We start from the raw sequence: 26,787 nt of genomic DNA, 5'->3' as shown, positions 1-26,787 counted from the left end.
TAATCAGGGCTGAAATAAATCCAGCTGCAAAAAAGGCGTACTTTCACGGGCGAGTGGAAGTACGTCTACCACATCATACTGTCGCCGCTTTTCATTGTATTTCCTGATCGCAAACGCGTCGCACAAAAAGCTGGCATTATAGTCTGTAAACATGGAATGCGCCACAGCAACCCACTCACGCGTCAGCCTCCGACCAATGGTCATGTGCGGGTTTTTGGATTCGTCGGCCCACTTCTGCATGTATTGTTTTTTGAGTTTTTTATCAAAACCCTTCATCACCGCCGTACTCCTCTCCCGGATCGCGGCGGCAGATTCATCGGTAAGCTGAATGTAAAAGGCCGAGAAATTCCCCCGATCAAAATCAGCAAATCCGGAAAATCGAATCTCAAAAGCAGTCAACTCCAAAACAAGCCGCTGATATTCAGCTAAAACCAGAGGATAGTCCGCCTCAGCCGCCTCAAATCCATCCAGGGAAATGTGCCCATCTGCATTCGCACTCCCGTAGCTGCGGCCAAGCGCGATGCGGTACTGCTGCTTCATTTCCTGCACCTGCTCCGCAATGTCGAGGCTGGGCATAATGGCTAGGGAGTAGACGGAAGAACCTACCATTTAGGGAAAATTAAATACATACAAACTAATGTTGAATTAATCATAATATACAACGGTTACTTCTTACATTTGTGGTATACACAACTAACTAAAGGCTTCCATGAAAAAAATTTACCTGGTGCTATTGACTGTTATCGAAAGAAGCGCCGACGGCAAAAACTGGCAGATAATAAACCGGATAACAGCCCAGCACGAAAGCAGCGCGACGCATTTATATACCTTTACCGACGAAAGGCCAGCTCCGGAAACCAATTATTACCGGCTCAAAATGGTCGACCTTGATGACACTTATGCCTATTCCAGGATTGTGAAAGTCGATCTTGGAAATCAATTAAATACTGGAATTTACCCAAATCCTGTTTCTGAAAAATTCCATATCGGAGCGAACGATATTGCCAATCTTAAGCAAATTGAAATCTTTAATCTCGAAGGCAAGCTCGTCGAACAAATTTCCGGTCAGATTAAATCAGCGGTTGATATTAAGCATTTGCCGGCAGGGCAATATGTAATCCGATTAAAAAAAGAAAACGGAAATGTTATCAATTACAAGCTGGCGAAATTGTGAAGCTTTTCTTCATCTGAACTAACTTCTTATTTCTTTTAATATAAAAATGTTCACAACATTACTTCTCTCGATTCTGCTATTTGCCACCCCCGACATTACAATCACGGGACATTGCTATAATCTCGCGGATAATTCCGTGGTCAAAAGCAATGTGACCGCGGTTTTCAGGTCAAGTAAGAAAAAGTTAACCGCAGCAAGATCGGGTGAATTTAAGTTTGTGATTCCGGATTCGACATTATCGCTCACATTTGAGGCGGAAGGGTTTGAGACACGCAGTGTTCCGGTGAATTTTGTTCAAAAGCCAGAGCAGGATGCTACGTTTGAAATCACGGTTGCAATGCTTGGAACGGGTTTCGATCAGTCAGTTAAAGACGATGAAACATTGTTTCCGCGCAACATGCTTTTCCTGCATTATGACGTTCCGGACAGCATTATATCCCACATTGTATTGGACGATGAAAGTGCTCGTAAGATTTCGGAAACCCGTCCAATTCTAAACAGTTACCGTCGCAAAAATCTGAAAGTGAATTACATATCAGCCGGTCCATACACGCTTTCAAAAGGTATTTATCTTCCGAATGAAAATTACTTCACAGCTACCAGCAGTGAAAAAGTAGTACTGAAAGAGGGCTTCAATTTCCTGCCAATTCATTATACAAAATCGGATATTAACGAAGCCATTTCCTCCCGGACACAGCTAACAATGTTGAGGCCGAGAACATTATACTTCGATCAAAGCAGCTACCAGCTTCGAAAAGACAGCCGGTTAACATTGGATTCCATTTGCCAGGAACTTGTGCGTCGGCACAACCTCATCGCCCAGGTCACCGGCCACACTGATAATGTTGGGAAGCGAAATCTGAACATGATTCTTTCTGAATACCGGTCACGCGTTGTCCAGCAATATATGAAAACAAATGGTGTCCCTCCCGGGCAAATTCGAATTGATTGGAAGGGGCCCGATGCGCCGGTAGTTGCGAATGATAGTGAGGAAAATAAAATTAGAAACCGGCGTGTAGAATTGAGATTTGTAAATAACAACAAGGCGTCAAATCAATAATACATTGCATATGAAGTGTCTCATGTTAGTTATTAGTTTAGCTCTTTCCAGCATTTTTAGTTTTAGTTTTACAGACAAAATCCATACGTTAAAATCGGGCGAAACAAGTTTGATTTTAAAGGCGGAGAAGGATACCAATTCCATATTCCTGGCTGATATGACTGGCAAAAAATTAACATTCGACGATATCAAAAAACGTCACGCCGGAAAAATACTAGTAGTCGATTTCTGGGCCAGCTGGTGCGGACCATGTCGTGAAATCATGCCGGAATCGACGAAACTAGTCGAAGCTTTAAAAGGCAAAGACATTGTTTTTGTCTATCTCTCGATCGACGACAATGTTGAGAAATGGAAAAAAGCAAATGAGCAAGAAAAGCTGACAGACTACACAGAAAATTATCTCATATTAGACTACCGATCTTCCCGCTTTTTAAAAGAACAAAAGCTCACATTCATCCCCCGCGCCATGATTTTCGACAAAGCCGGGCGGCTTAAAGTTTCTCAGACGATTGTGGATGGCATGGGTCAGTTAGGATATTTTACCAAGATGGCCGATTCGCCGGTGAAGTAATTTACTTGTCATAAACCGCAGGATAAGTCTCAGCGGCCATAGAATAAGCAATAATTTTAAAGTCGTAGGCAGGTGTCATATTTGGTTTTAATCCAACCAGATATGCTGCAAGAAGATGTCGACCAAGTTGTAATTAGCCTCTCGGCTCATACAAGAAAGGCTCGTTTAAACGCCTTTAAGCGAATGGTGAGAGGAGCCGAACCGGATCTTTTAATATTTCTTCTAAAAATCTTAAAAGATATACCAGTATCAAATGGCTATGCAATAGTTATACGTGAAATGGGAAAATCTGGCAACCCGATATTTATAGATCCGATACTCACATCGACATGGCGCTACCATAACGACGGAATAATCATGGATGCACTAATTAAATTAGGCGCTCTGGACTATTATATAAATCAATTTCCGCCAAGAGAACACGCTATACACAACCTTCGCATGGCAGCTCATAAATTTGGTCTGAGCTTAGTGTATAATTGTACAGATGGGACTTTACAAAAGAGTAAGACTTACAAAAGCGAAATAGACAGATATTATCTTAGAACGTTCGAACCCTTAAATTACAATTACAAGTAGGTTTCAATCTTCATCCACCCGAAAAACCCACTCCGACCGCATATGTGCTTCCTGCCTCAGCAACATATTCAGCTGCGCGGCGTGATGTTGAACATGCCGCAAATTGTAAAGTAAAATTTCCAAGACCGCGTAATCCATATCCCCGCTCGGCTCGATCCAGCGCTCGCTTAATTTCTCTTCGGTCAATCCGAAAATTACATTCTGGCATTTAATGCGCACTTCGTCGATATAGCCCAGCATTTCTGGCTGGGTGTAATGCTTGTCAGGCACCATGTCCCCCAAAACGCCGTCAGGTATTTCATCAGGTTCAGTGAAAGAGAAGGGTAAAATCGCATGAAATTCCTCTGGCGATGGAATGGTGAGATAATAATCCGTCAGGATTACGGCATGGTACGCAATGTAAAAGAAGCGTTTTTTATCCTCCCAGACTTCCAAAGGGCAGCGTTCGATGGCGTTGCCTAGGGTGTTGATGCCGGCGCCGAATTGCTGCCAGAGGCTGGATTTGATGGTCATCATAAGTGTGTCGCTATTCGATATCATTGTCATTCGATTTTAATGCGATTACATCGGCAATATCTTGTGGTCTATTAGATGCCTTTTTGTTTGCTATGAGCTGGCTGAGGCCAATAAAAGGCACCTTTATTGAATCTACTAAAATTACTTTTCGATGCTCAACTGCCTCGCTGAATGTCACTCCATCTATTGAGGTTAGAATGTCAATTCTCAGTGGGGGATAACCAATCTGATTAATGATATTTTCCTTCAAAAAATCATCCTTTTGGTAACCTAATGAAGCGAAGCCAAACTCAACCAAAACCACAAGCATCTTTTCTGCATTACGGTCGGATATATTAATCCAGATATCGAGATCACCTGTAAAACGAGGCCGGCCATGAAATGCCATCGCATATCCTCCGACGACAAGATACTCTACCGAATGTTTGTTCAGAAGCGATATGAAATCCTCAAAGTCCGATGCCAGCTGCATTATTTCATTTTTCGTTGAGTAAAGAAGGTCTTATCCATTCGCTCAGAAGGCTTCAAGCGCTGATTCACCAGGAAAGTCACCGCCGCAATTCGTTCTTGCGGCGTTTTGCCTAACCAGTACCTCAAATCATCATCCGCTTGATCGGCAGTTTTCATGTCAATCTGCCGCTTAACCATTGCAATTTTCCGATCCATTTTCGCTTTGATTTTATCAAATATATTAGGATATGTGCAGAAAGATGATGCCGAAGAATGCATATTTTGATTTCAAGAATGCATAATTCTATGAAGGTTAAGAAAATTTAAGGTAAAGAGAGTATTAATGCACCCAAAACCAATCTTTATAAAAACCACATTTCACTCCATGCGCCTCAAACAACTCCTAATCCTCGTACTACTCCTAATCATATCGAACCCAACATTCGCCCAGCAAACCACCAACAAACCCGACCGCGTCAAATGGTTCCAGGACTTGGGTTTCGGCATGTTCATTCACTGGAATGTGGATGTTTCACTTGGCACCGTGATCAGTCACTCGCTGGCCGGGGCTTCGGATGAGTATGTAGAAAAATATATTAATGAACTCCCTACGTTTTTCAACCCCAAAAAATTTGACCCCGACGAGTGGGCGACGATGGCACGACTGGCAGGGATGAAATATGTGGTTTTCACGACCAAGCACCATGCCGGTTTTTGCATGTTCGATACCAAAACGACGACGTTCAATGTCATGAACACGCCCTTCAAGCGCGATGTTTTGAAGGAGATTATCACCGCTTTCCGCAAGCAGGGCATTGCGATCGGGCTGTATTTTTCACCGGAAGATTTTCTGTTTTTTCATCAAAACAACATTCCGCTCGGCCGGTTGCAGGACAAGCGACAGTTTCCGATGAATAACCCGAAACTGATGGAATACGACAAGGCGCAGATCAAAGAACTCCTCACCAAATACGGCAAAATCGACATTATGTTCTTCGACGGCCCCGGCGACGGGCTGCGCGAGTATGCATGGAGCCTGCAACCCGAGCTCGTGATCACCCGCGACGCCATGAACACACCCGAGCAAAACATCCCCGACAAAGCCCAGCCGCGCCCTTGGGAAGCCTGCTACACGATGGGCACCGACTGGCAATACAAACCCACCAACGATCCGCACAAATCGGGCACCGAGATCATCAACATGCTCATCGAAATCCGCGCGAAAGGCGGTAACTTCCTACTAAACGTCGGCCCGAAACCAAACGGCGAAATCCAGATCGAGCAGGAAGCACTTTTGCGGGAAATCGCACTCTGGAATTTCGCCAACGGGGAAGCTATATACGCTGTTAAACCGCTCCCCGTCATCCGTGACAAAGACATCTGGTTCATCCAATCGAACGACGAAAAACATATCTACGCCTTCATCACCAAAAAGCGCGACGACGAATGGAAATATGGCCAGCGCCGCGAATTTCTCTTCCCAATGATTGAAGGGAATGCGCAAACGAAAGTGGAAGTACTCGGCTACAAAAGTGAGCTGGTAGAGTACGTCAACAATTTCGACGCATCCATCAAATCAGCACCTACGCCGCTCGGGCTGGCCGTGAGCGCGGTGAATGGGCAGCGGTTTTATACCAATCGCACCTGGCCGAATGCGGTGGTTTTGAAGATTTCTGGGGCAAAGTTTAAGGTGGCGGAGGAAGTTAAGACGTCCAAATCGGGGATTGACGGGGCGCAGTGAGGAAGGCGAAGCGCCCAATCGACTTGTCATGCTGAGCGGAGTCGAAGCACGCTACTGGTTAAGAACAACGCTTTTTGCAATGTGCCAAGCCAGTGACGTACTTCGACTGCGCTCAGCATGACAAAGTGCATCATTTACTTCACATTAAACCCAACCATCCGATGCAGCACCCCGGGATCATAAACAACCCCACCCTTTACCACCACCTTCACATTACGCACATCCCTGATTCTGGTGAGGGGATTTCCGTCAACAATAATCAAATCAGCATCTTTCCCTTCTACAATTGAGCCGGTTTGCTTGTCTTTTCCCATGATCTCGGCCGGGGTGATCGTAGCAGTTTTCAGCGCCTGGGCTGGGGTGAGGCCAGCTTCGACGTAGAGTTCAAGTTCTCGTGGCAGGCTGTATCCGGGAAAACCCATGTCGGTGCCGGCTACGATCGGCACGCCCTGGTCGTATAGTTTTTTGACCAACATTCCCATACTTTCCAATGCAGGCTTGTACCGCCGTGCCGTCGCGGAATCGACGCCGGTGCTTTTGAATTGTGATTGTAAAGTGAGCGGTAGCGTGTAAAATGCGGGTTCGGAGAGGGTAATATCTTCGCTCAGGCTCCGCGACCATAAGGTGTAAACGCCGATGGTCGGGTCTACTACAAGGGGTTTTTGCTTTACAAATTCGATCGCCGAAATGCTGGCCGTATCCGCAAAATCGATCCTGCGCAACGTGTCGCGCTTCATCAGCTGGGTGACATACGGCAGGTGGTTAACCATATCCATGCCCAGCCCGGCGGCCTGCCGGAGGTTCATGCCCTGCGGCACGTGCCCGGTGACGGTCAGGCCCAGGCGGTGGGCTTCGTCGCTGATCACTTTCAGGATTTCAGGCTTGATGGAGCTGTAAATTTTGATCTGATCGAAACCCTTTTCCTTGTAATTCCGCACCGCTTTTATCGCCTCATCGGGCGTATTGGCCTGGATCACGCCCAATGCGATCGGCCCTTTTCCGTCGATGATACCCGCCATCAAAATCTTCGGGCCGACTCCTTTGCCGGTGTCGATCGCTTTTTGCGTGGCGGCGATGAAGCCGATTTCGTTGCCACAGTCACGCACGGTTGTTACGCCGGCGGCGAGGTAGGCCGGCCCCCACTCCGTCTGCTCGAAATGCGCATGCATGTCCCAAAGTCCGGGCAGCACCGTTTTTCCGGTCGCGTCGATCACCTTTGCGTTTTTCGGCGCTGTCAGGTTTTTACCGATTTTACTGATTCGCCGGTTTTCGATCAGCACATCATTTTGCGCCGCCACGCCATTGATTATGTCGATCACCTGGCCTCCGCGGATCAGAACCGGCACATTCGCGTTTTCAGTTTGGGTCATCGTTTTGGCAAAAGCGGCCATGCCATAAGCAGCGCCGCGGCTGATAAATTCATCGAGCAAAGGCTCATAAACCTCCCGCACCATCTCGGTTTTGTCGCCCTCGGCATCGATCGTCAGAATGCACGCAAGGTTGTCGTCGCCATCGGCCCAAAGCATTTCATTGCCCCAGATCAGCCCGCTGACCATATATCGCGTCAATGTGACTTTCTTCCCGGCGAGGGTAAACTGGTCGGTTCCGTCTTTCAGGATCTGCAAATCGCCCGCTGGCAAGGTGGTAATGTGGGCAGGCTGACCTCTTTTTTTCCAGAATTTCAGCAACAATTCCTGCGCTGTGGCCGGGGAATACCCGTCGATGGGAAATGTATTTTTATCTACTTTTTGCGTAAAAACCGTATCAGCCGCCGAGACAAATGCGGTACCATTTTCAATGTGAATGGAATCTTTGATCTGCGAAAGCCGCGAAGTTTTACCCTCCGCAAAAAAATCCACCGGCTCAAAAGCCGCATTCAAGCGAATCATGGCAGTAAGCGGCACCGGACTCCCGCGATCAACAAACTTAAAATCAACATCATACCGCATCGCGCCATTCTCCCCCGAAACCCGGTAAACCTCCCGCCCAATGCGCTGCTGAAACTTATGCAAAATAAAAACCCCGCTATCCGCAGGCATGCCGCCAGCCAGAACCACCGGGGTAAAAGAAATGAAAATCAGAAGTGTGAATAATGTGAGCTTTTTCATTTTGTTGAGAAGTAATAGAAGAACGTGAGTATCAAAACATTCACTCATTCAGTCATCCACCCACTCGCTCATTTCTCCTTCATTCCTTCAAAGAAAAAAAGCAAATCACGGAATGACCAAAAGACATTGGGTGCTTCTGCGCTGTAACCCAACTCTTTCTGAGCGAGGACGTAACCACCGTACATTGACCAAAGGTGATCGCACCAAGCGTCGGGCGAACTTGCGCTAAGCAATTCTTTTACTTGTTGGCCGTAGGCCAGGCATTTCGAGTCGGCGGACTGCGCGTCGGCGGACTCGGGATTGGTTTGTTGGTTGGACATAAGACTATTTTTTTGGATGGATAAAAAATGCCCTGCCTAAGGTGTCCAAGCGAAGTAGTCATCGCTCGAGGTGCTTTCGCGGTCCTCACACCATAACAGGGCAAAACTTTCAAGATTTTTCATAAAGACTATTTTTTTGGAGGTCGCATATCCGGGAGAAATTTGGTGGGATGCAAATTGGGGGCGGGGGAATTTTTTAACGGTATTCATTGCTATCTAGAATCTGGCTCACCTAATTTTTCGATGCTCTGCTCGCCATGAGACTGTTGTAGATACCCTCCATTCCCTCAGCATATATGATAAAGTCTGTTACGCGATAAAAATCTTCAATACTAACAGACAACTTTCCAAACTTCCTTTCACTTTCGAGATATATAGCCGGCATCCAGAAAATCTCCACTTGTCCAGCCTCAATCTTCCTAGTGCCACAACTTTCTGGCACCAACAACCTATTAAATCTTTGATCAAATTGTAAATCAGTATCCCAGTACTTTGTAGCATGGATTAAGGAATTTTGCACCTGTATTTGCCGAAGTGTATCCGGCAAAAAAGTTATTACAACCCGGTGCACGAGATCTTGGTCTTGTGGAAGGTTATCACACAGAAAGCGCACAATAGCTTCTTGCAATTCTTGTCTTGCCAATATAAATCTATCTAATATGTGATTTGATTTCAAAAAATCAATCTTCTCCTTATGCTCCTTACAAACAGAATAGAAATGCTGATCCCACAATGCATTTGCCAGTTCCTTTCCCCAACTCCCATATCCATCAGCAAGGCCAGAATTTATCTCGAAACTAAGGGTCAAGGCTTTTAAAGGATCTGTTTCTTTCATCACTAGTTCCAAAATGTCCATAACTTCTGACATCTCATACATAGCATTGGAAACGATACCTTTAATAATTCCAAACTGTTCCGGAATATCGCCATAAGTATTATCAAGTGGTTCACAAAATTCAGGTGAAGTAGTCGCTAGACTTTCCATCGAATAGTCGTACCTCTAAGATATAAATTGTCTATTTCTAGTAAAATCCGCTTGCCTCAATTGATTTTCAATTCTGTCCAGCGCCAGTTTACTAGATGACACTAAAAAGTTTGAATCTTTATGAAAGCTTGTATAAGGAAGTCTATATGCTACAACTCCCTGATAATCGGACAAATTAAAATTCTTCAAAATTTCGTCCGCTGTAAGAATAAATGTTTGAGCCTGACCCTCATCACCCGAATGACATAGTACAAAAAAATCGTCACGAGCAGAATCATCCTCATAACAAACATATTCCTTTCTAATGTAATGAGACGTATTTACCGAGCCGAAAAATTTAACTTGGACGAGTCCATATCGAGGGTTTTCCCTATCATATCTATTTTGCCTCGTAATCCTTCGCTGAATGAGCAAATCGACACCGTCAATATCAACTGATCTTTCTAAGATCCAAAAGCGGTCAATCAAGAATGCTTTGGCCCTAGCTTCGCCGATTGTGCCGTTTTGCATTCTTACTAACCAATCGGGTAATTGTTCTGCCATTTCAATCAACAACTAAATAATAGAAACATTATGCAACTAATTTATCACATTGATTCATATTTTACCTGGACACATATTGATCCCCATTCAAAATTTACGTTAAATTCGAACAACTCTAGGTTTCCTTGACCCGATTAAACTCATTCTTACTTACCATTTAAATTCCTATATTTAAACTATGAAACTCTTCGAAAAATACGCCAAACTGCGCCAGAAAGCCTACGTCACTTCCATGATCACCGAATCTGTAAGTGGCAGCATGGCATTGGAAAACCAGGAGGTGCCCGAGGCGCAGGTCAAGGCTATCGTGATCGCGTTGTTGCGGGAAGCGGAGTTAAAGGGGCGTAAGTTCGATTAAAATCAGGTCAGTAAGTGCACGCATATCGCCCTGATCTGCCTTTCTCAAAGCTTCCAATGTACTTCGTTCTAGCCTCTCCCTCACGGTGATATAACTTAATCGGCTCAAAGCCTTTGAGCATCGCAGCAGCATTTAAAAGTAACCGCGCCGTTCGTCCATTTCCATTGTTGAAAGGGTGAATCCACACAAAACGGTGATGCAAATAGGTTAGTAGCTCAGCAATCCCCTGCTTCTCTTCCACCCTTTTCAACCTGTAATTGATGTCGTCGGCAAATTGGTACATCAACGCCGGAACCTGCGATGGATGCGGTGGGGACAACTTACCAACCTGGACCTCAATGTTTCTCCATTTACCAGCCCAACTATACAATTCGGAAAAAGCTGTCCTATGAATTTCCAAAATCAGGCTAATATCAAGATCCGTCGCCAAATCCAGTTCCTGAATCAAAATCTCGCATTTAGCAATTCCGCTGGTTTCGTACAGGTTCAACAGTTCCTTATCAGAAATATCCAGCAGATTATCATCAATGGAAGGCGTGTAGTCGGTCCCGTCGTTCATCGGAATATTGAACTATTCTTCAAGAAAGCATTTTTGCATGAAAACGGCAATCTTTCTTTGACCAGCTTTCCCGAGCTAACAAAACGCCCATTCCCCAACCTTCCCCAAAACCTCCCGATACCGATTCGGCATTTTATTCCGGCGGGAGCCTAGTAATGTTCTGGGATGCTTGGTTTGGAAAGTGCGGGGCGGCAGCGAGCCGTCGGCGGTGGAGAGCTGATACAAATATCCTTCGGGCAAAATGATTTTGCGGATGGGATTGAACACCGCATCAATGCGGTTGTCGTATTTGGAGCCAGTGAGAAACACCACCACATCGGGTTTCAAAATGGTGATTTCGGCTTTCAACAATTCAAAACCTTCCTTGTTTCGCTCTTGCAGATCGTACGATGGCGTGGTACTGTTGCAATCGAATTTGGAAATGTTGGTCCAGAGGAAGCCGTTTGTTTTGTTAGTAACACCACCGACATTACGATTCAAATCATAAAAACAACTGCGGCAAAAATTCCAAAACGGGCTGGACAGAATGCGCTGTTTTCTTCCCTCTCGCAGCTCGCTGGGCTTGCCAAGTTGAAAGCCTTTGTACATTAGCAGCAACTCCGAAACGTTCGGTTTTGCAGACATAGAATGCCACCCGAATGTTTCTTGCCCCACGAAAAGAATCTTATTTTCCATTTCGCAGTACTCATCAAAAACATGCATTAGCAAGGGCGCTGAAACATTGTCTTCCCAGGTTTGGGCGTAGATGGAGGCGGTGTATTTTTGGTAGAGTTCGAGGAGTTGGGTGTTGAGGGTTTGGGCTGTCATGATAGAGAGTTTGTTGAGCCTTCAGTTATAACATTGTTAAAGTTTCCGAGCCAGGAAGCAGGTTTGAAATTTACCGTTTAATCACCCAAACTCCCACGCTGGCTAATTCGTTTTTTTGTAGGTAGTAAAAGCCGTATTCAATGAAGTAAAGAAGGGAAAACTTTACTGGAATGAAGATAGAAAGATTGATGTCGCTTTTACGAGAAAAGGAAAGCGTGCGACTAGAATTTAAGGAGGCTAGATCCGACCTTCCCGGGAGTCTCTTTGAAACAATTTGCGCAATGCTGAATTATGAGGGTGGAGAAATTTTGTTGGGCGTAAATGATGCTGGCGAAATCACCGGCATAGAGCCCGAGCAGGTAAATAGAATGATCGTTGACCTCGCTGCGCTTTCGAATAATCCGACAAAAATTACTCCAACGTTTATCCTTTCTCCACATAAACATTTTGTAGATGAAAAATGGATCATCCACTTACAAGTACCTGCGAGCTCCCAGGTTCATAAGACATCCAATTTTATATACAAAAGAAGTGGTGATGGAGATTTCAAGGTAACTGAACCTCAACAAATTGCAGAGATATTCAATCAAAAGCGGGCACACTACACCGAGAACATTGTCTACCCGGAACTGAAATTTGAAGATTTTAACCCGGCGCTTTTCTCGAAAGTGAGAAGCTTAATTCGCAGTAACAATCCCGATCATCCGTGGCTTATACTAGATGATAAGCGACTTCTAACCACTGCCGGACTCTGGAAAAAGGATTTTCACACAGGATTGGAAGGATACACCCTCGCGGCTGCGCTGATTTTCGGAAAAGACGACACGATTAACCAGATATTACCTCATTATAAAATTGACGCGCTGGTCAGGATAAATAACAAAGACCGGTACGACGACAGAAATTACATTCAGACAAACTTGGTAGAAGCGTATGAGCAACTTATGAGTTTTGTTGAAAAGCATCTACCTGACAAGTTTTATATGCAAGAAGATCAGCGCATTAGCTTGAGAACCGCTATATTCCGCGAAGTCGCTGCAAATATCATTGTGCACCGAGAGTACACCAACGCCTATCCATGCACATTCATTATCGGAAATAATTATGTTGAAACTGAAAACGCCAATAATCCACATGGAGAAGGCTTGATTGACCCCGACCGCTTTACTCCGTTTCCAAAAAATCCTGTTATCGCAAAGTTTTTCATACAGCTGGGGCGCGTTGATGAACTAGGTTCCGGAGTTCTGAACGTAAATCGTCTGACAAATCGCTATGCGGGAAACAGATTGCCGATATTTATAGAAGGAATCACATTTAAAACCAAGATTCCGATACCAGCTGGTAAGACTGAGGGAGTAAATGAGGGAGTAAATGAGGGAGTATTTGAGGGAGTAAATAAGTTTTCTTTAAGGGAGCCGGAAGCCCGATACTACACTGTTCAGGGAGATCTTCGTCTTTTATCAACACTTATTTGCCGCCTACTTGAAGTTGAAGAAGACAAAACCGAAGATTTCTCTGAATCAATGAAATTTGAAATGACGCAATTGACCTTTTTAGTTATTAAAAATGAGGGTTTAAGATCGGATAAAATTGCTTCGTTAATGGGAAAATCCCGAGCGACAGTTGAGCGGCACATAAAGAGACTTAAAGCATTGAACGTGATCCGATTTGTTGGCCCACCAAAAACCGGAGGATATTACACAACTGAATTTTTTGAGAATAGACTGATTGAGACTGATAACTAAGCGAGTTGTCAAGCAAAACTTGACAACTCGCTTTCTTCTTTAATATGGTAAGAACTTTTACTTCTTATTTTCAACCCACTCCCGCGCATTCACAAACGCCTCCATCCACGGACTCACCTCATCCCTCCTCCCATCCGGATAATTTGCCCAGTGCCACTGGAACAGCGACCGCTCAATATGCGGCATCATCACCAAATGCCTGCCGGTTTCATCGCAGAGCATTGCGGTGTTGAAGCCGGAACCGTTGGGGCAGGCCGGGTAAGTTTCGTAGCCGTATTTGGCGACGATGCTGTAACGGTCTTCGGTATACGGGAACTCGAAGCGACCTTCGCCGTGAGATACCCAGACGCCCAATGTGGAGCCTGCCAGTGACGACAGCATCACCGATTTGTTGGGCTGGATGGTCAGGGAAGTGAAAATGCTTTCGTGCTTGCCGCTGGCGTTGTGCAGCATTTTCGGTTTCACGTCGTGGCCGATGTTGATCAAGCCCAGCTCGACGAACAACTGGCAACCGTTACAAACGCCCACTGACAAGGTATCTTCACGTTTGAAGAAATTTTCCAGCGCGATCCTCGCCTTATCATTATATAAAAATGCGCCCGCCCAACCCTTTGCAGAACCAAGTACATCCGAGTTCGAGAACCCTCCTACCGCGCCGATGAATTGAATGTCCTCCAAAGGTTCACGGCCCGAAATTAGGTCCGTCATGTGGACGTCTTTGACATCAAAACCGGCCAGGTACATCGCATTGGCCAATTCCCGCTCGGAGTTGCTGCCTTTTTCGCGGAGAACTGCTGCTTTGGGACGAGGTTTTGATTCGTCGATAACTGGTTTTTTACCATCAAACTGCGCAGGAAATTTGTAGCGCAACAAGTGGTGTTTGTAGTTGTCGAAACGCTCTTTTGCCAATTCCGGCTTGGTTTGTTTTTTATCCAGCAAATACGAAGTTTTGAACCAGACATCGCGAAGCTGGTCAATGTCAAAATCCCATTTGCCAGCCGCATCTTTCACGGTTAATGTGGAAGCCAGGTTTACAGTCCCGATTTTATGGAAGTTGACACCGCTGGCTTCAAGCGTGTTTTCCACCGATTCATCGGCCTGGAAGACGATTCCAATATTTTCTGCAAAGAGTTTTTCAATGATATCCTGATCGCCGAGACTTGACAAATCGATCGATGCGCCAAGATCGCGGTCTGCAAAACACATTTCCAAGAGAGTCGTGATCAAACCGCCGCTGCCAATATCGTGACCAGCCTGAATTTTGCCTTCTTTGATTAGCTGTTGGATTACATTGAATGCATTTTTGAGATCATCTGCACTTTGAATGTCAGGTGTTTGATCCCCAATTTTGTTCAATATCTGCGCAAAAGACGAGCCGCCCAATTTGTAAGTGTCACCAGACAAATTGATATAATAAATCGACCCGCCCGTTTTTTTCAAAACCGGCTCAACTACCGCGCGGATATCATCGCAATGTCCAGCCGCGGAAATGATCACCGTGCCCGGCGCGATTACCTCGTCGCCTTTGTATTTTTGCTTCATCGAAAGTGAATCTTTCCCGGTCGGAATGTTGATTCCCAGACTGATAGCAAAATCAGAGCAGGCTTTCACAGCTTTATATAAACGTGCATCTTCGCCCTCATTTTTGCAAGCCCACATCCAGTTGGCAGATAGCGACACGCTGGCCAGGTTATCCTTCAAAGGCGCCCAGACAATGTTAGAAAGCGCCTCGGCAATGGCGTTGCGACTTCCGGCCGCCGGGTCAATCAATGCCGAAAGCGGTGCGTGACCGATGGAAGTTGCGATGCCATCTTTTCCCTGGAAGTCCAATGCCATTACGCCTACATTGTTTAAAGGTAATTGCAATGGTCCGGCGCATTGCTGTTTGGCAACGTGGCCGCCTACGCAGCGATCTACTTTATTTGTCAGCCAGTCTTTGGATGCAACTGCTTCCAATTGAAGCAGTTGCTCCAAATACTCGTGAAGTTTTTCAACTTCGTAAGTGACAGGCTCATAATTTCTATCAATGGTTTTGTCAGCCATCACCGTTTTGGGCGAGCTGCCAAACATATCTTCCATTTTCAGGTCCATCGGCTTGGCACCGGTCTTCTCCGATTCGAATGTAAACCGATGACTGCCAGTCACTTCCCCTACCTGGTAAAGCGGCGCGCGCTCGCGGTCGGCAATACGTTTCAAGGTTTCAAGATTTTCCTTGCCGATCACAAGTCCCATTCTTTCCTGGGATTCGTTACCGATGATTTCTTTGGCAGAAAGCGTCGGGTCACCAACCGGCAATTTGTCCAGATCAATATTTCCACCGGTTTCTTCAACCAGCTCAGAAAGACAGTTCAAGTGTCCGCCCGCGCCGTGGTCATGAATCGACACAATCGTATTGTTGCCACTTTCAACCATCCCGCGAACAGCATTGGCTACACGTTTTTGCATTTCAGGATTGGAGCGTTGGATCGCATTTAACTCAATTCCAGAACCAAATGCGCCGGTATCCGCAGAAGAAACCGCCGCGCCGCCCATTCCAATCCGATAATTTTCACCGCCCATCACGACGATCTGGTCGCCAATTTCGGGTGTATGCTTTTTCGCCTGATCCGCCTTTCCATACCCCACTCCGCCAGCCTGCATAATCACTTTATCGTAACCCAGCTTGCGACCGTTTTCTTCATGTTCAAATGTCAAAACCGAGCCTGCGATCAGCGGTTGGCCGAATTTGTTTCCAAAATCCGTCGCACCATTTGAAGCTTTGATCAGAATGTCCATCGGAGTTTGGTACAGCCACTGGCGTTCTTCCACGCCATTTTCCCACGGACGATTTTCTTCCAAACGCGACAATGCCGTCATATAAACCGCAGTCCCCGCCAGCGGCAAAGAACCTTGTCCACCCGCTAATCTATCCCGAATTTCTCCGCCAGAACCTGTCGCAGCACCATTGAATGGTTCAACGGTTGTTGGGAAGTTGTGTGTTTCGGCTTTCAAAGAAAGTACCGATTCAAAATCTTTGATCTCGTAGTATTCAGGAACATCCGGTTTTTTTGGCGCAAATTGCTGGATAACAGGGCCTTTTACAAAAGCAACATTATCCTTATATGCCGAAACAATTGAATTTGGATTGGCTTCGGAAGTTTTGCGGATCAATTTGAAAAGCGAAATCGGCTGCTCTTCGCCGTCAATCACGAACACGCCATTGAAAATCTTGTGACGGCAATGTTCGGAGTTCACTTGAGAAAAACCAAAAACCTCTGAATCAGTCAATTTGCGATTTAACTTCTCAGCAAGATTATTCAGATAATCCACTTCCTCATCACTCAGCGAAAGTCCTTCCTGCTTGTTATATGCCGCAATGTCATCGACTTCCAGGATCGGCTCAGGCTGGATATTAATCGTATATATATCCTGGTTCAGCTCGCTGTATTTTTGCGAAAGCATGGGGTCGAAACCAGAGAAATCCTCATCTACTTTTTTAAATTCTTCAATGCGAATAATGCCCTGAATGTCCATATTCTGCGTGATTTCCACGGCATTGGTACTCCACGGCGTGATCATCGCGGCACGGGGACCAACAAAAAACTCCGTGATGGTTTGCTCATCCCGGAGTTCTGCGCCGCCAAAAAGCCAGCTTAATTTTGAGATATCGGTGTCTGTCAGCGATCGTTCAACTTGTAACGCAAAGACAGTGTTTTGGGTGTCTGCAAAAAAGTATATCATGGTATCGTATTATGCCGCAAAGGTAGGGCTTTTTTGCTACGGATTAAAATGCGTAGATAGGAGATTGGTCGCATCCGACATAACACACCTTTTCTCCTATATTTGTCGACTTAACCATTTTACATCCGGTTTGAAACATTTCATTTTTATAGCTCTGCTTCTTTTTTCAGCTGCCCAGACATTCGCGCAGGATGGCTTACTTCCGCTTGATCAGGAAAAGAACATTTATTATTCCGACTCCGGGAAGCCGGAATTGTCTAAAAATGAGTTGTATAAGAAAGTCCAGGAGTGGGTTTCGAAGACATTTGGGAACTATGAAAATGCCGTCTCTTTTGAGGATTCTGTGAAGGGGGTTCTGCGGGTGACGAGCTATGTGCCGCTGATTCATTCACAATATGGTTATGTGCGCTTTGACCTGACTGTCGAGTCCGCTGACAATCAGTATTTCGCCAAAATCACCAACCTGGATGGCATTTCAACATTGCACAGCCCTGAGCGGCTCACTTCAAAAGAAAATGACAACATTACTGCTAAAGAAGTGATTGTCAAGGCAGAAAACAACAAGAAAAAACGCGCTGAACTTGAACAGGAATTAAAGGTGATGAAGGCCGAAAATGAAGGCATCAATACGGCGCTTTATAATCTTCTAGGCAGCCTCAAACGGTCGCTTATTTAAGACCTTTCAATTTGTCAATCAACATATTGGCAATAATTTCGTAGCCTTTGTCCGAAGGGTGAAGGCCGTCGTAAGTCATGTTACTCGCTTCGGCGGGATATGGATATTCGTCTTTTTCAGGATCAAAGGGAATGTTGACGTATTCAGGATACGTGTAGTTTTTATATTCACCCGTTTTCGGGTCCTTTAATCTTTTGAAATTCACCATATTATCAGGCGTAATGCCGCTTTCGTGGTACAAATCCATCACCTGATAATTTTCCAGCTTGCCAATCTCTACAATTGCATTCGCAAACTGTTCCAGCGTTTGCTCTTTTTTAGGCTTGTAAGAGCCGTATGCATTGTTTTTTGAATTGTTGATATAAACAAAATCACCCCGCTGCATAGGTGTAATCAGGATCACCTGCGCATCGGGGTTCAGCGTTTTTAATTTGTTGGTAATCACTTTAAAAGACCCAAAAACAGTTCCGGTCCCAGTTGCATTCTGGTAATCCGAGATAGTACCCAGCGATTTACCTTGCCACCAATCATTTGTACCTAGAAAAACAGTATACACATCCGCTTTGACCAGATTCAGCGCCTCTATTTTCTCCGCAATATTTACCGAAGTCCACCCATTGTGCCCCTGGTTAATGTACTCAACATCAGGATATTTCTCCTTGATTAACGTCAGATAACCTTTCGTGACCCGGTTACCGGTTTCGTCTTTGTGATCATTCAGATAAGTAATAGAATCGCCGATGGCGACCCAGGTGATCTGGCGAGGGAGGAATGCGGTACTGATAAGCAAAAGTAAAATCGGTAGCAGGAGCTTTTTCATGTTGACTAACTAAATAATAATCCTGCACTATAAGTCAAAACGCGTGGTAAACTCCTTAAACGCGCCTCACGACCAAAGCCGGATTTCGCGGTTTTCACTGAATTTTAACAAAAACAAATAAACCGCCGCCGGGTAAATGTGGTGAAAAAGCCGGTCGACCGAAGCGCCGAGATGCCAGTCGAGATCGTGCGGGGTTGTGAGATATACAAGGATGTATCCTACCAGAACCAGGCTGATCGCCATAAAAGGCAATGTTCTTATAACCGGCATTTTGTTGATCAAAACAATCATCACCAGCAACAGCATGATCCAGTAATCGGTTATCCCAGTCATAGTAAAATGCTTGATGATAAGCCAGTAGCGATTTGGATCGCTTATCAAGCTCAGCAAATCCTTTTCCCTGCCGCCGTGAATCAGATCATTGGCTGGCGCGAGTTTTAGTTTAAAATGAATGACAATTATAAAAGGGATCAGTGCCCCCAGGATGTACCTGAAAATGACGGCTGGCTTTTTGAAATGAAAACACAAAAATGAAAAAGAGAAAACCAGGAAAAATAACATTCCCTCATTCTTAATCCAGCTCGTGCTTCCGGCTACAATTCCCAAAACAAATACAAGTCTGCGATTACTGCTAACCTTCGTTTCCTGGTAAAGCACAAAAGTCATCAGCACAAAAAATGCTACGAGTGTATCCGCATATTGGGAGCCTCCAATGTGAATGAATGTGGTATCAACGCAGAAAATCAAGAGGCTTAAAAGTGCTGCAAATGAATGCATTGCGCGTTTCAGGGCCAGGTATACCGTCACTGGTATGGCCAGCAAAACCAAATGTGCGATTGCAACCGGGACCAGCGGCGTCACAAATCCCAATCCGCGCCAGAAGAGTGCGATCAGCGAGGGAAGCATCAGGGGGTAATCGGGATGGGTTTCAGCCAGGCTGGCCGTAAAAATATTTCGCCAATGTTCGGGGTAAAAAAGAAATTTGGCGTGCAGGTTCCAGATCGCCCAGGCGTCCCAGTCGCCCCAGCGATACACATATTTGTTAAAACGGATCGTCAGAACCAGTATCGCCAGGAGTACAGCCAGGTTCTTACTACCAATCTTTTTTGGAAAACTCAGATTTAGCTGCCTGCTTTTATACTTTTCAAAAGCCAGGTACAAGATGGGCGGCAGGCCAAGGCTCAGCAGCAGAATTCCTATCTGAATTTGAAACAACAAACCAAGATAATAACCGTAACTGAGTATCACCAAAACCAGTGCAAAAGCCACAGGAAACCGCAGCGGGCCGGATAATCCGCAAGTTTTGGTCAGTGACAAACTGGTTCCCGCAAACAAAACCAGCACGCAGGCAAGCATAGCAAAAAACAGCATATCAGTTTCGTCTGCGCATCAAACAATAATTCAGCTCCTGGTTGCCGCCACGTTCCAGACATTCGTAATTTTTATCCAAAACTGGCTGTAAATGAGGATCCTCGATCAACAGAATGGTGTCCCGGTCATTGTTTTCCAGGATTCTTGGTGCAAGTATCAATGTTGATTTAAAATAAAGTACCCCTCTCCTGCCCGGATCGATGTTGGTCCTGAAACCTATCTTGGCATCCATCGGCAGCTTGTCTTTTATTCCGGCCAGCATCTGGTCGATTTTATCGAGTTCGACATCGGATTTGGCGAGTGAAAGTTTTCTGTAATTGGCGGCTGTAATCCAGCAAAGCCACAAAATCACCGCGAGGGGGACGAAAGCCAATTTCAATGCAATGTATTTTAAAGCGAACAAAAGTATGGTCGCAATATAGCGCAATTTGGCGAGAGGAATTCTCAGTTCGTATCACATCTGTCTGTTCAAAACCTGGCCAAAAAATTATTTTACATACAAAACCAAAATAAACCATTTCATTTTACATACATTTGGTGAATTAACATTTGACATTCGTTATAACTTCATGAAGGGGGCCAATTTAGGTGAATTTGAAGAGCTTGTTTTGCTGACGATTGCGGCACTGGCGAGCGAGGCTTACAGCGTTGCGATTTGTGATGAGCTGGAAAAATATACGGGTCGCGCCGCCAAGTTGGGCGTAGTACATTCGGTACTTAACCGATTAGAAGACAAGGGTTTGGCAAAAAGTAGGCTTGGTGAAGCCACCAGTACACGCGGCGGTAAGAGAAAACGCTTTTATGAAGTGAGCCACACGGGGAAAGTCGCTTTAATGAAGGCCAAGGAAATGCGTGAGAACATCTGGCGCAACATTCCCGGCTTTAATCTCGAAGGTTCGATATGAAGAAACAGCAACAAGCCGCGCCGCCAAAATGGGCTACCAGTTTCCTGCGATGGTACTGCCGCCCGCGTCTGCTCGAAGACCTCGAAGGTGATCTCAACGAATTTTTCGACCGCAATGTGCAGCGCAAAGGCGTGCGACGGGCGAGGCTGATCTATGTCATCGACGTCCTCAAATTCCTCAGACCTTATACCATCAGAAAAATAGAAATCTTCCACTTTTTCATTCACTGGATCATGATCGGCAGCTATCTCAAAACATCCCGGCGAAGCCTCGTCCGCAATAAATTATTTTCTTTAATCAACATTATCGGCCTGGCAGTCAGCATGTCTGTGGGTTTGTTGGTGATCGCGATCCTGACTGACCTGAAATCGTACGACGGCTTTCAGGAGAAAAAAGATCGGCTTTACCGCGTCATCACGACTACCACTGAAAAAGGCAATGCGAATGAAATGAAGCTCGCATCCACCTCCGTCAAAATTGGCGACAGGATCAAGGAAGCGGTGCCCGCGATTGAGGACGTGACGGTGATCAGACAGGGACTTTGGGGCGATGCCAAGGTAAACAAGGGTACATTCCCCATTTCAGCGTTGTACGCAGACAATTCCTTCCTCAAAGTTTTCTCTTTCCCGCTGCTCAAAGGCGACCGAAATACGGCACTGAAAGATCCGTATCATCTGGTTTTGACAGAAAAAACCTCCAAAAAGCTTTTTGGCGACACAGACCCGATCGGCAAAAGTATCCTGATCGACACCACGAATTATGTTGTCAGCGGGATTGTGCAGGATGTGCCCAAACTTTCGCACCTGACCTTCGAGGCGCTGGTTTCGTTCTCCACTGCCGACGCAAGAAAAATCGACGCCGACCTGCACAACTGGGCGAGTATCTGGTCCAATTACGTTTATGTAACATTTCCGAAAAAAACAGATCCTGAATCCATCCAGCCTGCCCTCGACCGGCTCAGCAAGGAGGAAAACAAGGCGCTCACCGCCCGTACCATCTTCATTTCGCTACAACCGCTTAAAGACATTGTGCTGGGCGGAAAGCTTTCCAACAACATTGGCCCGGCCATAGCGCCGTCCATGATTTGGGTACTGGGCGGCCTGGCACTGGTAGTTATCTTATCGGCCTGTTTCAATTACACCAATCTTTCTGTCGCGCGGTCTATGCGAAGGTCCCGGGAAGTTGGCATCCGAAAGATCATTGGTGCACAAAAAAGCCACGTCCTGGGTCAGTTTATGGCAGAATCGGTCATCATAGCTTTGTTGGCGCTGCTATTTTCCTTTGGGTTGTTTCTGGTTTTAAGAAATCAATTTATGATGCTCGACAAGCACATGCCTGATCTGGTAGCGCTTGATCTTCGCTTCGAAACCATCTTCTACTTTCTGCTGCTGGCCGTCGCTACCGGACTCGCTGCCGGCTTGCTACCCGCTGTGTTTTTTTCAAAAATCAATGCGCTGACCGTCATGAAAGACGCGTCCAATTTCAAAATCTTCCGCCGGATCGGATTCCGCAAGGCTCTGATCGTCACCCAATTTACATTGTCCCTCATTTTCATCGCGGCGACGCTAGTCGGGTATAATCAGTATAAAGGCTTACTATCTTTCGATCTTGGTTTCAAAACCGATAACATCATCAACATTAAGCTAAAAGGCAATAAAGCCGACCTGCTTTCCAGGGAAATTACGCAGATACCGACTGTCAAAAAGGTGTCCCAGTCGATGATGGTGACCAGCCTGGGCAGTATGTACGGCGAAAGCTTCCGCTACAAAATGGATTCCGCCTCGATCTGGCAAAACCGGGTGGATGAACATTATCTCCCGATGCACAACCACAAATTTCTTGCGGGAAGCAATTTCAAGCTCAGACCGGAGGAGGGTAAAGAGAGTGAAATCATTGTGAACCAACAGACTTTAAAACATTTTCACATTGCAAACGGTGATCCGCAGAAAGCGATCGGAGAGGTTGTGAAGATAGCGGCGCGGGATTTGGTGATCGTGGGTGTGGTCAAAGACTTTCACTATGGGACCCTGGAAAACAAGATCGAGCCGGTGGTATTCCGCTACGCGACGGATGTGCCGGGCGGTTATCTCAATGTGAAAGTGGAAACCAACAACCTGGCAGCAACGATGGAGGGCATTAAATCGGCCTGGCAGAAAGTGGATAAAGTGCATGAGATGGATGCCAAATTTTACGACGATCAGATCGAGGAAGCGTACAGCCAGTTTTCGGTTATGATCAAGATCATCGGGTTCATCGCATTCCTCGCGATCTGCATTGCGTCACTGGGCTTATTCGGCATGGTGGTTTTCACAACTGAAACAAAATTGAAGGAGATCAGCATTCGTAAAGTATTGGGCGCCAGCGAGGAAGGACTGATTTATTTATTATGCAAAAGCTTCCTCGTCTTGCTTGTCATCTCCGCACTGATCGCCCTGCCTGCGACTTACCTGTTTTTTGACAAAGTGGTTTTGACCCGGTTCGCCTACCACCAGCCCATCAGTGTAGTCGAAATGCTGGGTGGTGCCTTTACGGTCATGCTGCTGGCGTTTTTGATGATCGGCTCGCAGACGGTGAAGGCCGCAAGAAACAATCCTGCGAAGGTTTTGAAAAGTGAATGATACCGGACCGGTCAGGCGGATTATAAATATGTATATTGCCTGAATTCCTTTTGACCGGTTTTTTATTTTGGCTAAAAAAAATAATTACGACTCGATTGCCGGCAGCTATGACCTGATCAGTCGTCTGGTTTTTCAAAAAGCGATTGTGCGCTCGCAGCAATCGCTTTTGCCATATATCACCACACCGGCCAATGTGTTGATCGTGGGCGGCGGCACGGGTTGGATCCTGGAAGAAATCGTAAAAATCCATCCCGCCGGATTGGTCATCACTTACCTTGATAACTCTACAAAAATGATTGCCCTGGCCCGGCAGCGCAACTGGAAACAAAATGAGGTAACATTCCTGGAAATACCCGTCGAGGATTTCAGAACCATCCACCAGTTTGACATTATTTTCACGCCTTTCCTTTTTGACAATTTTAGCCCCGACAATGCAGCATTGAGTTTCAACTTGTTAAAGAAATTGTTGAAACCCGGCGGCAAGTGGCTTTTTGTCGATTTCAACATTCAAACAAATCTCAACCGCATCTGGCAAAAACCACTGCTGCAACTCATGTACCGTTTTTTCAGGATCATCGGCAATGTCGAGGCCAAGCAGCTGCCGGATATGGAAGGACTTTTTATGGCTGCCAGTTTTAAAATTGCGTTTGAGAGCAGACATTATGGTGGGTTTATTCTGGCCAGGGTTTTCGAGTGGATGGAACATAAACCGAGGTCATAAGATCTGGGCCGCAGGAACACAAGTCTCAGGAACCCAAGATTTAAGCCTTGGGTTAAAGACAGAGAAACATGAGATACTTCAAGACTATAGCGTCCCCTGTCGGAAAGCTGACACTGATCGCAAGCGATACCGCGCTCAAAGCCGTGCATTGGGACCGGGCGGATTTGCTGGCCGGCGTAACGGAGGATTTTGTTTTGGATGAAAACCATCCGATCCTGCTGGAAACCGAGAAGCAGCTGAATGAATATTTTGCAGGAAGCCGAAAGGAATTTGATCTGGTACTCGATTTTGAAGGCACCGATTTTCAGAAAAAAGTGTGGCTCGCGATGATGGAGATACCTTTTGGAGAAACAAAAACCTACGGACAGATTGCAAAGGAAATCGGCATTCCGGATGCGGTGCGGGCTGTCGGCGGCGCAGCGAACAAGAATCCAATCCCGATCATCGGCCCCTGTCACAGGATCATCGGCGCGAATGGAAAGCTGGTTGGTTTTGGTGGCGGACTTGCCCACAAAAGCATTTTGCTTAATCTCGAAAAACCGCCTGCCCAGCTTTCTTTATGGGATTAAAAGCTGCATTTAGTAGGTATCAGGAAATTTGGCGATTATCTTTTCTCATGTTATTATATTCCGTTTGAAAGTATTTTCACTTTTTTATTATTTGCAGTATAGGGAAAAGTGGTAATTTTTTGTCTGGGTGGTGTAATACGAGGCGAGCACTGTGAACACCATTCAAATGAGTACATTTTCCTACCGCAATCCCCACGAAGATCTGCCTGTTCCGGCTCAGGAAAAATTGTTGGACGATACCCTCGTCACCGACGACGAATTTCTACTGCGGAAAGAATTTGGCACCAACCCCGAAAAAGGCTGCGAGCTGCTTTTCAGGCGGTATTATGTCAACCTCTGTAACCACGCCGTACGTTTTGTACATTCCAAAGAGGTGGCGGAGGACATTGTTTCTGAAATCTTTACGGTGTTTTGGCAAAACCAGACTTTCCTGCACGTGACCACCTCCTACCGCGCTTATTTGTACAAATCGGTCAGACACCGGGCGTATAATTATCTGAAATTCCAAATGAAATTTTCGCATTCTCCGGAAGATCAGACCAAATGTTCGGATAGTTTGAATCCAGATGAAGCATTACAGTTCACCGAGCTGCATCAGAAAATCGAGCACATTATCCGCGAGCTGCCGCCGCAATGCCGCCGCGCCTACATCCTCAAACGCGTCGAAGGCAAGAAATACCACGAGATCGCGGAGGAACTGAAAATCAGTTCGAAAGCCGTCGAAGCACTGGTGAGCCGGGCCTTGATCCGCCTGCGAAAAGAGCTTTCCTCGCATTGGACGCTGCTTTTACTTCTTTTTTTATATTAAAAACCAGACACTGCCAGGCCGTCTGCAGCGGCCGCGCTATTTCCTGTCCATACCATGAAGGAACCGATCATGAAACAGTTACTATTTGATTTTTTCGACGGCAAAACCACCTCGATGCAGCGAAAGCTCGTGGAGGAATGGCTGGCCGACGAAAATAATCAGGACACATACTATAAGTATCTCGACGAGTGGGAAACCGCACATCCTCAGTTCGAGCCGGATGCAGAAAGCGCCTTGCAGCATTTCCAGGCAAATCTTGCCGGAGTAACGTCCTCAACCGCCCAGCCGGAAGCTGACAATGTGGAACACAATGCCATTTTGATACCCTTTTTAAACCTGAGTAAGTGGAAATGGGCCGCCGCAGCCTGTTTTTTGATCGCCTCCTGTTTTGTGTTTAAAAAACAAATCCTGTATCGTTCACTTGAATCCGTGATCGGCAAAACGGCTTCCTATCAGCTTTCGGAGGGTACCCGGGTGGTGCTCAATTCCAACTCAACCTTGCTGGTACCGAGGTTTGGTTTTGGCAGCGGCAGTCGGGAAGTGTTTCTGGACGGCGAAGCGGAATTTAAAGTAACACACACTCCGCATAACGATCGTTTTATCGTGCATATCGGTGAGAATTATGAGATCGAAGTGCTCGGAACCGAGTTTGTTGCGTTTTCGAGGGCGCGTGGAAAAAGGGTTTTTCTTAAAAATGGCAAGGTTAAATTGAAGTTGCCGGAAGGAAAACAGTTGTACATGAAACCGGGAAATCTCTTTGTTTCTGACAAAACCGGCGCATTTAACCTCACCAAAGAAGCCGATCCCCGCCCCTACACCGCCTGGAAAGACCAGACTTTTTACTTTGACAATACCCTGCTCTCACAAGTGGCGCTGCAAATTCATGAGCAGTTCAATGTCAATGTGCGTATACCGGATACGTTGCTCGCGAACCGCCGCATTGCCGGCACTTACAAAGCGACCCAGGCGGACGATTTATTACAGATTTTGTCCGAGCTGATGCAAATCGAGATTACCCAGAAAGAGGATTACATAGAATTGTCTACCCCCAAAATTCCTTGAT

At 45.9% G+C, this 26,787-nt stretch carries 28 protein-coding genes; 14 read left to right on the top strand and 14 right to left on the bottom strand.

Annotation, left to right across the window (positions count from 1 at the left end; genetic code table 11):
* Positions 1-3: 3 nt before the first annotated feature.
* The gene (locus tag FEN17_RS02740; RefSeq protein ID WP_229208665.1) at positions 4-609 is read right to left on the bottom strand and encodes a 2'-5' RNA ligase family protein; all 606 of its coding nucleotides are present in this window, start codon (positions 607-609) and stop codon (positions 4-6) included.
* 100 nt (positions 610-709) lie between these two features.
* On the opposite strand from FEN17_RS02740, the gene FEN17_RS02735 reads away from it, so the two are divergent.
* From FEN17_RS02735 to FEN17_RS02720, 4 genes are all read left to right on the top strand, one after another.
* On the top strand, positions 710-1,174 hold the full coding sequence (locus tag FEN17_RS02735) for a T9SS type A sorting domain-containing protein (protein ID WP_138363766.1): 465 nt from the start codon (positions 710-712) through the stop codon (positions 1,172-1,174).
* 46 nt (positions 1,175-1,220) lie between these two features.
* Complete coding sequence (locus FEN17_RS02730; RefSeq protein WP_138363765.1) at positions 1,221-2,234, top strand: OmpA family protein; 1,014 nt, start codon at positions 1,221-1,223, stop codon at positions 2,232-2,234.
* 22 nt (positions 2,235-2,256) lie between these two features.
* Complete coding sequence (locus FEN17_RS02725) at positions 2,257-2,805, top strand: TlpA family protein disulfide reductase (protein ID WP_171037824.1); 549 nt, start codon at positions 2,257-2,259, stop codon at positions 2,803-2,805.
* A gap of 102 nt (positions 2,806-2,907) precedes the next feature.
* Complete coding sequence (locus tag FEN17_RS02720; RefSeq protein ID WP_138363763.1) at positions 2,908-3,384, top strand: hypothetical protein; 477 nt, start codon at positions 2,908-2,910, stop codon at positions 3,382-3,384.
* Between the two features lie 3 nt (positions 3,385-3,387).
* Here the strand turns inward: FEN17_RS02720 and FEN17_RS02715 are convergent, their stop codons facing one another.
* Genes FEN17_RS02715 through FEN17_RS02705 form a run of 3 tightly spaced genes read right to left on the bottom strand, consistent with a single transcriptional unit; the run spans position 3,388 to position 4,566 of the window.
* Entirely contained in the window at positions 3,388-3,924 is a 537-nt protein-coding gene (locus tag FEN17_RS02715; RefSeq protein ID WP_138363762.1) for a DinB family protein, read from the bottom strand.
* On the bottom strand, positions 3,911-4,372 hold the full coding sequence (locus FEN17_RS02710) for a nucleotidyl transferase AbiEii/AbiGii toxin family protein (protein ID WP_138363761.1): 462 nt from the start codon (positions 4,370-4,372) through the stop codon (positions 3,911-3,913). Before FEN17_RS02710 ends, FEN17_RS02715 begins: the two co-directional genes overlap by 14 nt.
* Positions 4,372-4,566, bottom strand: a complete 195-nt coding sequence (locus FEN17_RS02705) for a hypothetical protein (RefSeq protein ID WP_138363760.1) — start codon at positions 4,564-4,566, stop codon at positions 4,372-4,374. Before FEN17_RS02705 ends, FEN17_RS02710 begins: the two co-directional genes overlap by 1 nt.
* A 169-nt stretch (positions 4,567-4,735) precedes the next feature.
* On the opposite strand from FEN17_RS02705, the gene FEN17_RS02700 reads away from it, so the two are divergent.
* Positions 4,736-6,091, top strand: coding sequence for an alpha-L-fucosidase (locus FEN17_RS02700; protein WP_138363759.1), 1,356 nt, complete (start codon positions 4,736-4,738; stop codon positions 6,089-6,091).
* A gap of 134 nt (positions 6,092-6,225) precedes the next feature.
* Here the strand turns inward: FEN17_RS02700 and FEN17_RS02695 are convergent, their stop codons facing one another.
* The 4 genes from FEN17_RS02695 to FEN17_RS02680 all read right to left on the bottom strand — a co-directional run bounded on the left by FEN17_RS02695 (position 6,226) and on the right by FEN17_RS02680 (position 10,047).
* A complete protein-coding gene (locus FEN17_RS02695) occupies positions 6,226-8,199 on the bottom strand; it encodes an amidohydrolase family protein (RefSeq protein WP_171037823.1) in 1,974 nt (657 codons plus the stop codon).
* 68 nt (positions 8,200-8,267) lie between these two features.
* Complete coding sequence (locus FEN17_RS02690; RefSeq protein ID WP_138363757.1) at positions 8,268-8,519, bottom strand: hypothetical protein; 252 nt, start codon at positions 8,517-8,519, stop codon at positions 8,268-8,270.
* A 232-nt stretch (positions 8,520-8,751) separates the two neighbouring features.
* Positions 8,752-9,504 (bottom strand): hypothetical protein, encoded by a 753-nt coding sequence (locus FEN17_RS02685; protein WP_138363756.1) that lies wholly within the window; start codon positions 9,502-9,504, stop codon positions 8,752-8,754.
* A gap of 15 nt (positions 9,505-9,519) precedes the next feature.
* Entirely contained in the window at positions 9,520-10,047 is a 528-nt protein-coding gene (locus FEN17_RS02680; protein ID WP_138363755.1) for a hypothetical protein, read from the bottom strand.
* A 178-nt stretch (positions 10,048-10,225) separates the two neighbouring features.
* Here FEN17_RS02680 and FEN17_RS02675 point away from each other — a divergent pair, with 178 nt between their 5' ends.
* Entirely contained in the window at positions 10,226-10,405 is a 180-nt protein-coding gene (locus FEN17_RS02675; RefSeq protein ID WP_138363754.1) for a hypothetical protein, read from the top strand.
* Between the two features lie 7 nt (positions 10,406-10,412).
* Here FEN17_RS02675 and FEN17_RS02670 read toward each other — a convergent pair whose 3' ends face one another.
* Together FEN17_RS02670 and FEN17_RS02665 are read right to left on the bottom strand one after the other, a co-directional pair.
* The gene (locus FEN17_RS02670) at positions 10,413-10,964 is read right to left on the bottom strand and encodes a Fic family protein (RefSeq protein ID WP_138363753.1); all 552 of its coding nucleotides are present in this window, start codon (positions 10,962-10,964) and stop codon (positions 10,413-10,415) included.
* Between the two features lie 75 nt (positions 10,965-11,039).
* Positions 11,040-11,771 (bottom strand): hypothetical protein, encoded by a 732-nt coding sequence (locus FEN17_RS02665; RefSeq protein WP_138363752.1) that lies wholly within the window; start codon positions 11,769-11,771, stop codon positions 11,040-11,042.
* A 170-nt stretch (positions 11,772-11,941) separates the two neighbouring features.
* On the opposite strand from FEN17_RS02665, the gene FEN17_RS02660 reads away from it, so the two are divergent.
* A complete protein-coding gene (locus FEN17_RS02660) occupies positions 11,942-13,516 on the top strand; it encodes a DUF8451 domain-containing protein (RefSeq protein WP_171037822.1) in 1,575 nt (524 codons plus the stop codon).
* Between the two features lie 57 nt (positions 13,517-13,573).
* On the opposite strand, the gene purL is transcribed toward FEN17_RS02660, so the two are convergent.
* Complete coding sequence (gene purL / locus FEN17_RS02655; RefSeq protein WP_138363751.1) at positions 13,574-17,236, bottom strand: phosphoribosylformylglycinamidine synthase; 3,663 nt, start codon at positions 17,234-17,236, stop codon at positions 13,574-13,576.
* A gap of 130 nt (positions 17,237-17,366) precedes the next feature.
* On the opposite strand from purL, the gene FEN17_RS02650 reads away from it, so the two are divergent.
* Positions 17,367-17,912: a DUF4468 domain-containing protein gene (locus FEN17_RS02650; RefSeq protein ID WP_229208664.1), complete on the top strand. Its 546-nt coding sequence runs from the start codon at positions 17,367-17,369 to the stop codon at positions 17,910-17,912.
* Here the strand turns inward: FEN17_RS02650 and FEN17_RS02645 are convergent.
* The 3 genes from FEN17_RS02645 to FEN17_RS02635 all read right to left on the bottom strand — a co-directional run bounded on the left by FEN17_RS02645 (position 17,905) and on the right by FEN17_RS02635 (position 20,506).
* Positions 17,905-18,732, bottom strand: coding sequence for an SGNH/GDSL hydrolase family protein (locus FEN17_RS02645; protein ID WP_138363749.1), 828 nt, complete (start codon positions 18,730-18,732; stop codon positions 17,905-17,907). The two genes, FEN17_RS02650 and FEN17_RS02645, sit on opposite strands and share 8 nt — an antisense overlap.
* 66 nt (positions 18,733-18,798) lie before the next feature.
* Positions 18,799-20,103, bottom strand: coding sequence for a hypothetical protein (locus FEN17_RS02640; protein ID WP_138363748.1), 1,305 nt, complete (start codon positions 20,101-20,103; stop codon positions 18,799-18,801).
* Between the two features lies 1 nt (position 20,104).
* Positions 20,105-20,506: a hypothetical protein gene (locus tag FEN17_RS02635; RefSeq protein WP_205748094.1), complete on the bottom strand. Its 402-nt coding sequence runs from the start codon at positions 20,504-20,506 to the stop codon at positions 20,105-20,107.
* Between the two features lie 166 nt (positions 20,507-20,672).
* On the opposite strand from FEN17_RS02635, the gene FEN17_RS02630 reads away from it, so the two are divergent.
* The 6 genes from FEN17_RS02630 to FEN17_RS02605 all read left to right on the top strand — a co-directional run bounded on the left by FEN17_RS02630 (position 20,673) and on the right by FEN17_RS02605 (position 26,786).
* The gene (locus FEN17_RS02630; RefSeq protein WP_138363746.1) at positions 20,673-21,008 is read left to right on the top strand and encodes a PadR family transcriptional regulator; all 336 of its coding nucleotides are present in this window, start codon (positions 20,673-20,675) and stop codon (positions 21,006-21,008) included.
* Positions 21,005-23,626: an ABC transporter permease gene (locus tag FEN17_RS02625; protein ID WP_138363745.1), complete on the top strand. Its 2,622-nt coding sequence runs from the start codon at positions 21,005-21,007 to the stop codon at positions 23,624-23,626. Before FEN17_RS02630 ends, FEN17_RS02625 begins: the two co-directional genes overlap by 4 nt.
* A gap of 67 nt (positions 23,627-23,693) precedes the next feature.
* Entirely contained in the window at positions 23,694-24,347 is a 654-nt protein-coding gene (locus FEN17_RS02620) for a class I SAM-dependent methyltransferase (protein WP_171037821.1), read from the top strand.
* Between the two features lie 68 nt (positions 24,348-24,415).
* Positions 24,416-24,916: a methylated-DNA--[protein]-cysteine S-methyltransferase gene (locus tag FEN17_RS02615; protein ID WP_138363743.1), complete on the top strand. Its 501-nt coding sequence runs from the start codon at positions 24,416-24,418 to the stop codon at positions 24,914-24,916.
* Between the two features lie 166 nt (positions 24,917-25,082).
* Positions 25,083-25,724, top strand: coding sequence for an RNA polymerase sigma-70 factor (locus tag FEN17_RS02610; RefSeq protein WP_138363742.1), 642 nt, complete (start codon positions 25,083-25,085; stop codon positions 25,722-25,724).
* Positions 25,725-25,793: 69 nt separating this feature from the next.
* The gene (locus FEN17_RS02605) at positions 25,794-26,786 is read left to right on the top strand and encodes a FecR family protein (RefSeq protein ID WP_229208663.1); all 993 of its coding nucleotides are present in this window, start codon (positions 25,794-25,796) and stop codon (positions 26,784-26,786) included.
* Position 26,787: the final 1 nt, after the last annotated feature.

It is taken from the genome of Dyadobacter luticola, from assembly GCF_005860805.1.
GTDB lineage: Bacteria > Bacteroidota > Bacteroidia > Cytophagales > Spirosomataceae > Dyadobacter > Dyadobacter luticola.
The sequence above is the reverse complement of the archived record's forward strand: the minus strand, read 5'-3'. Positions and strand labels throughout refer to the sequence as shown.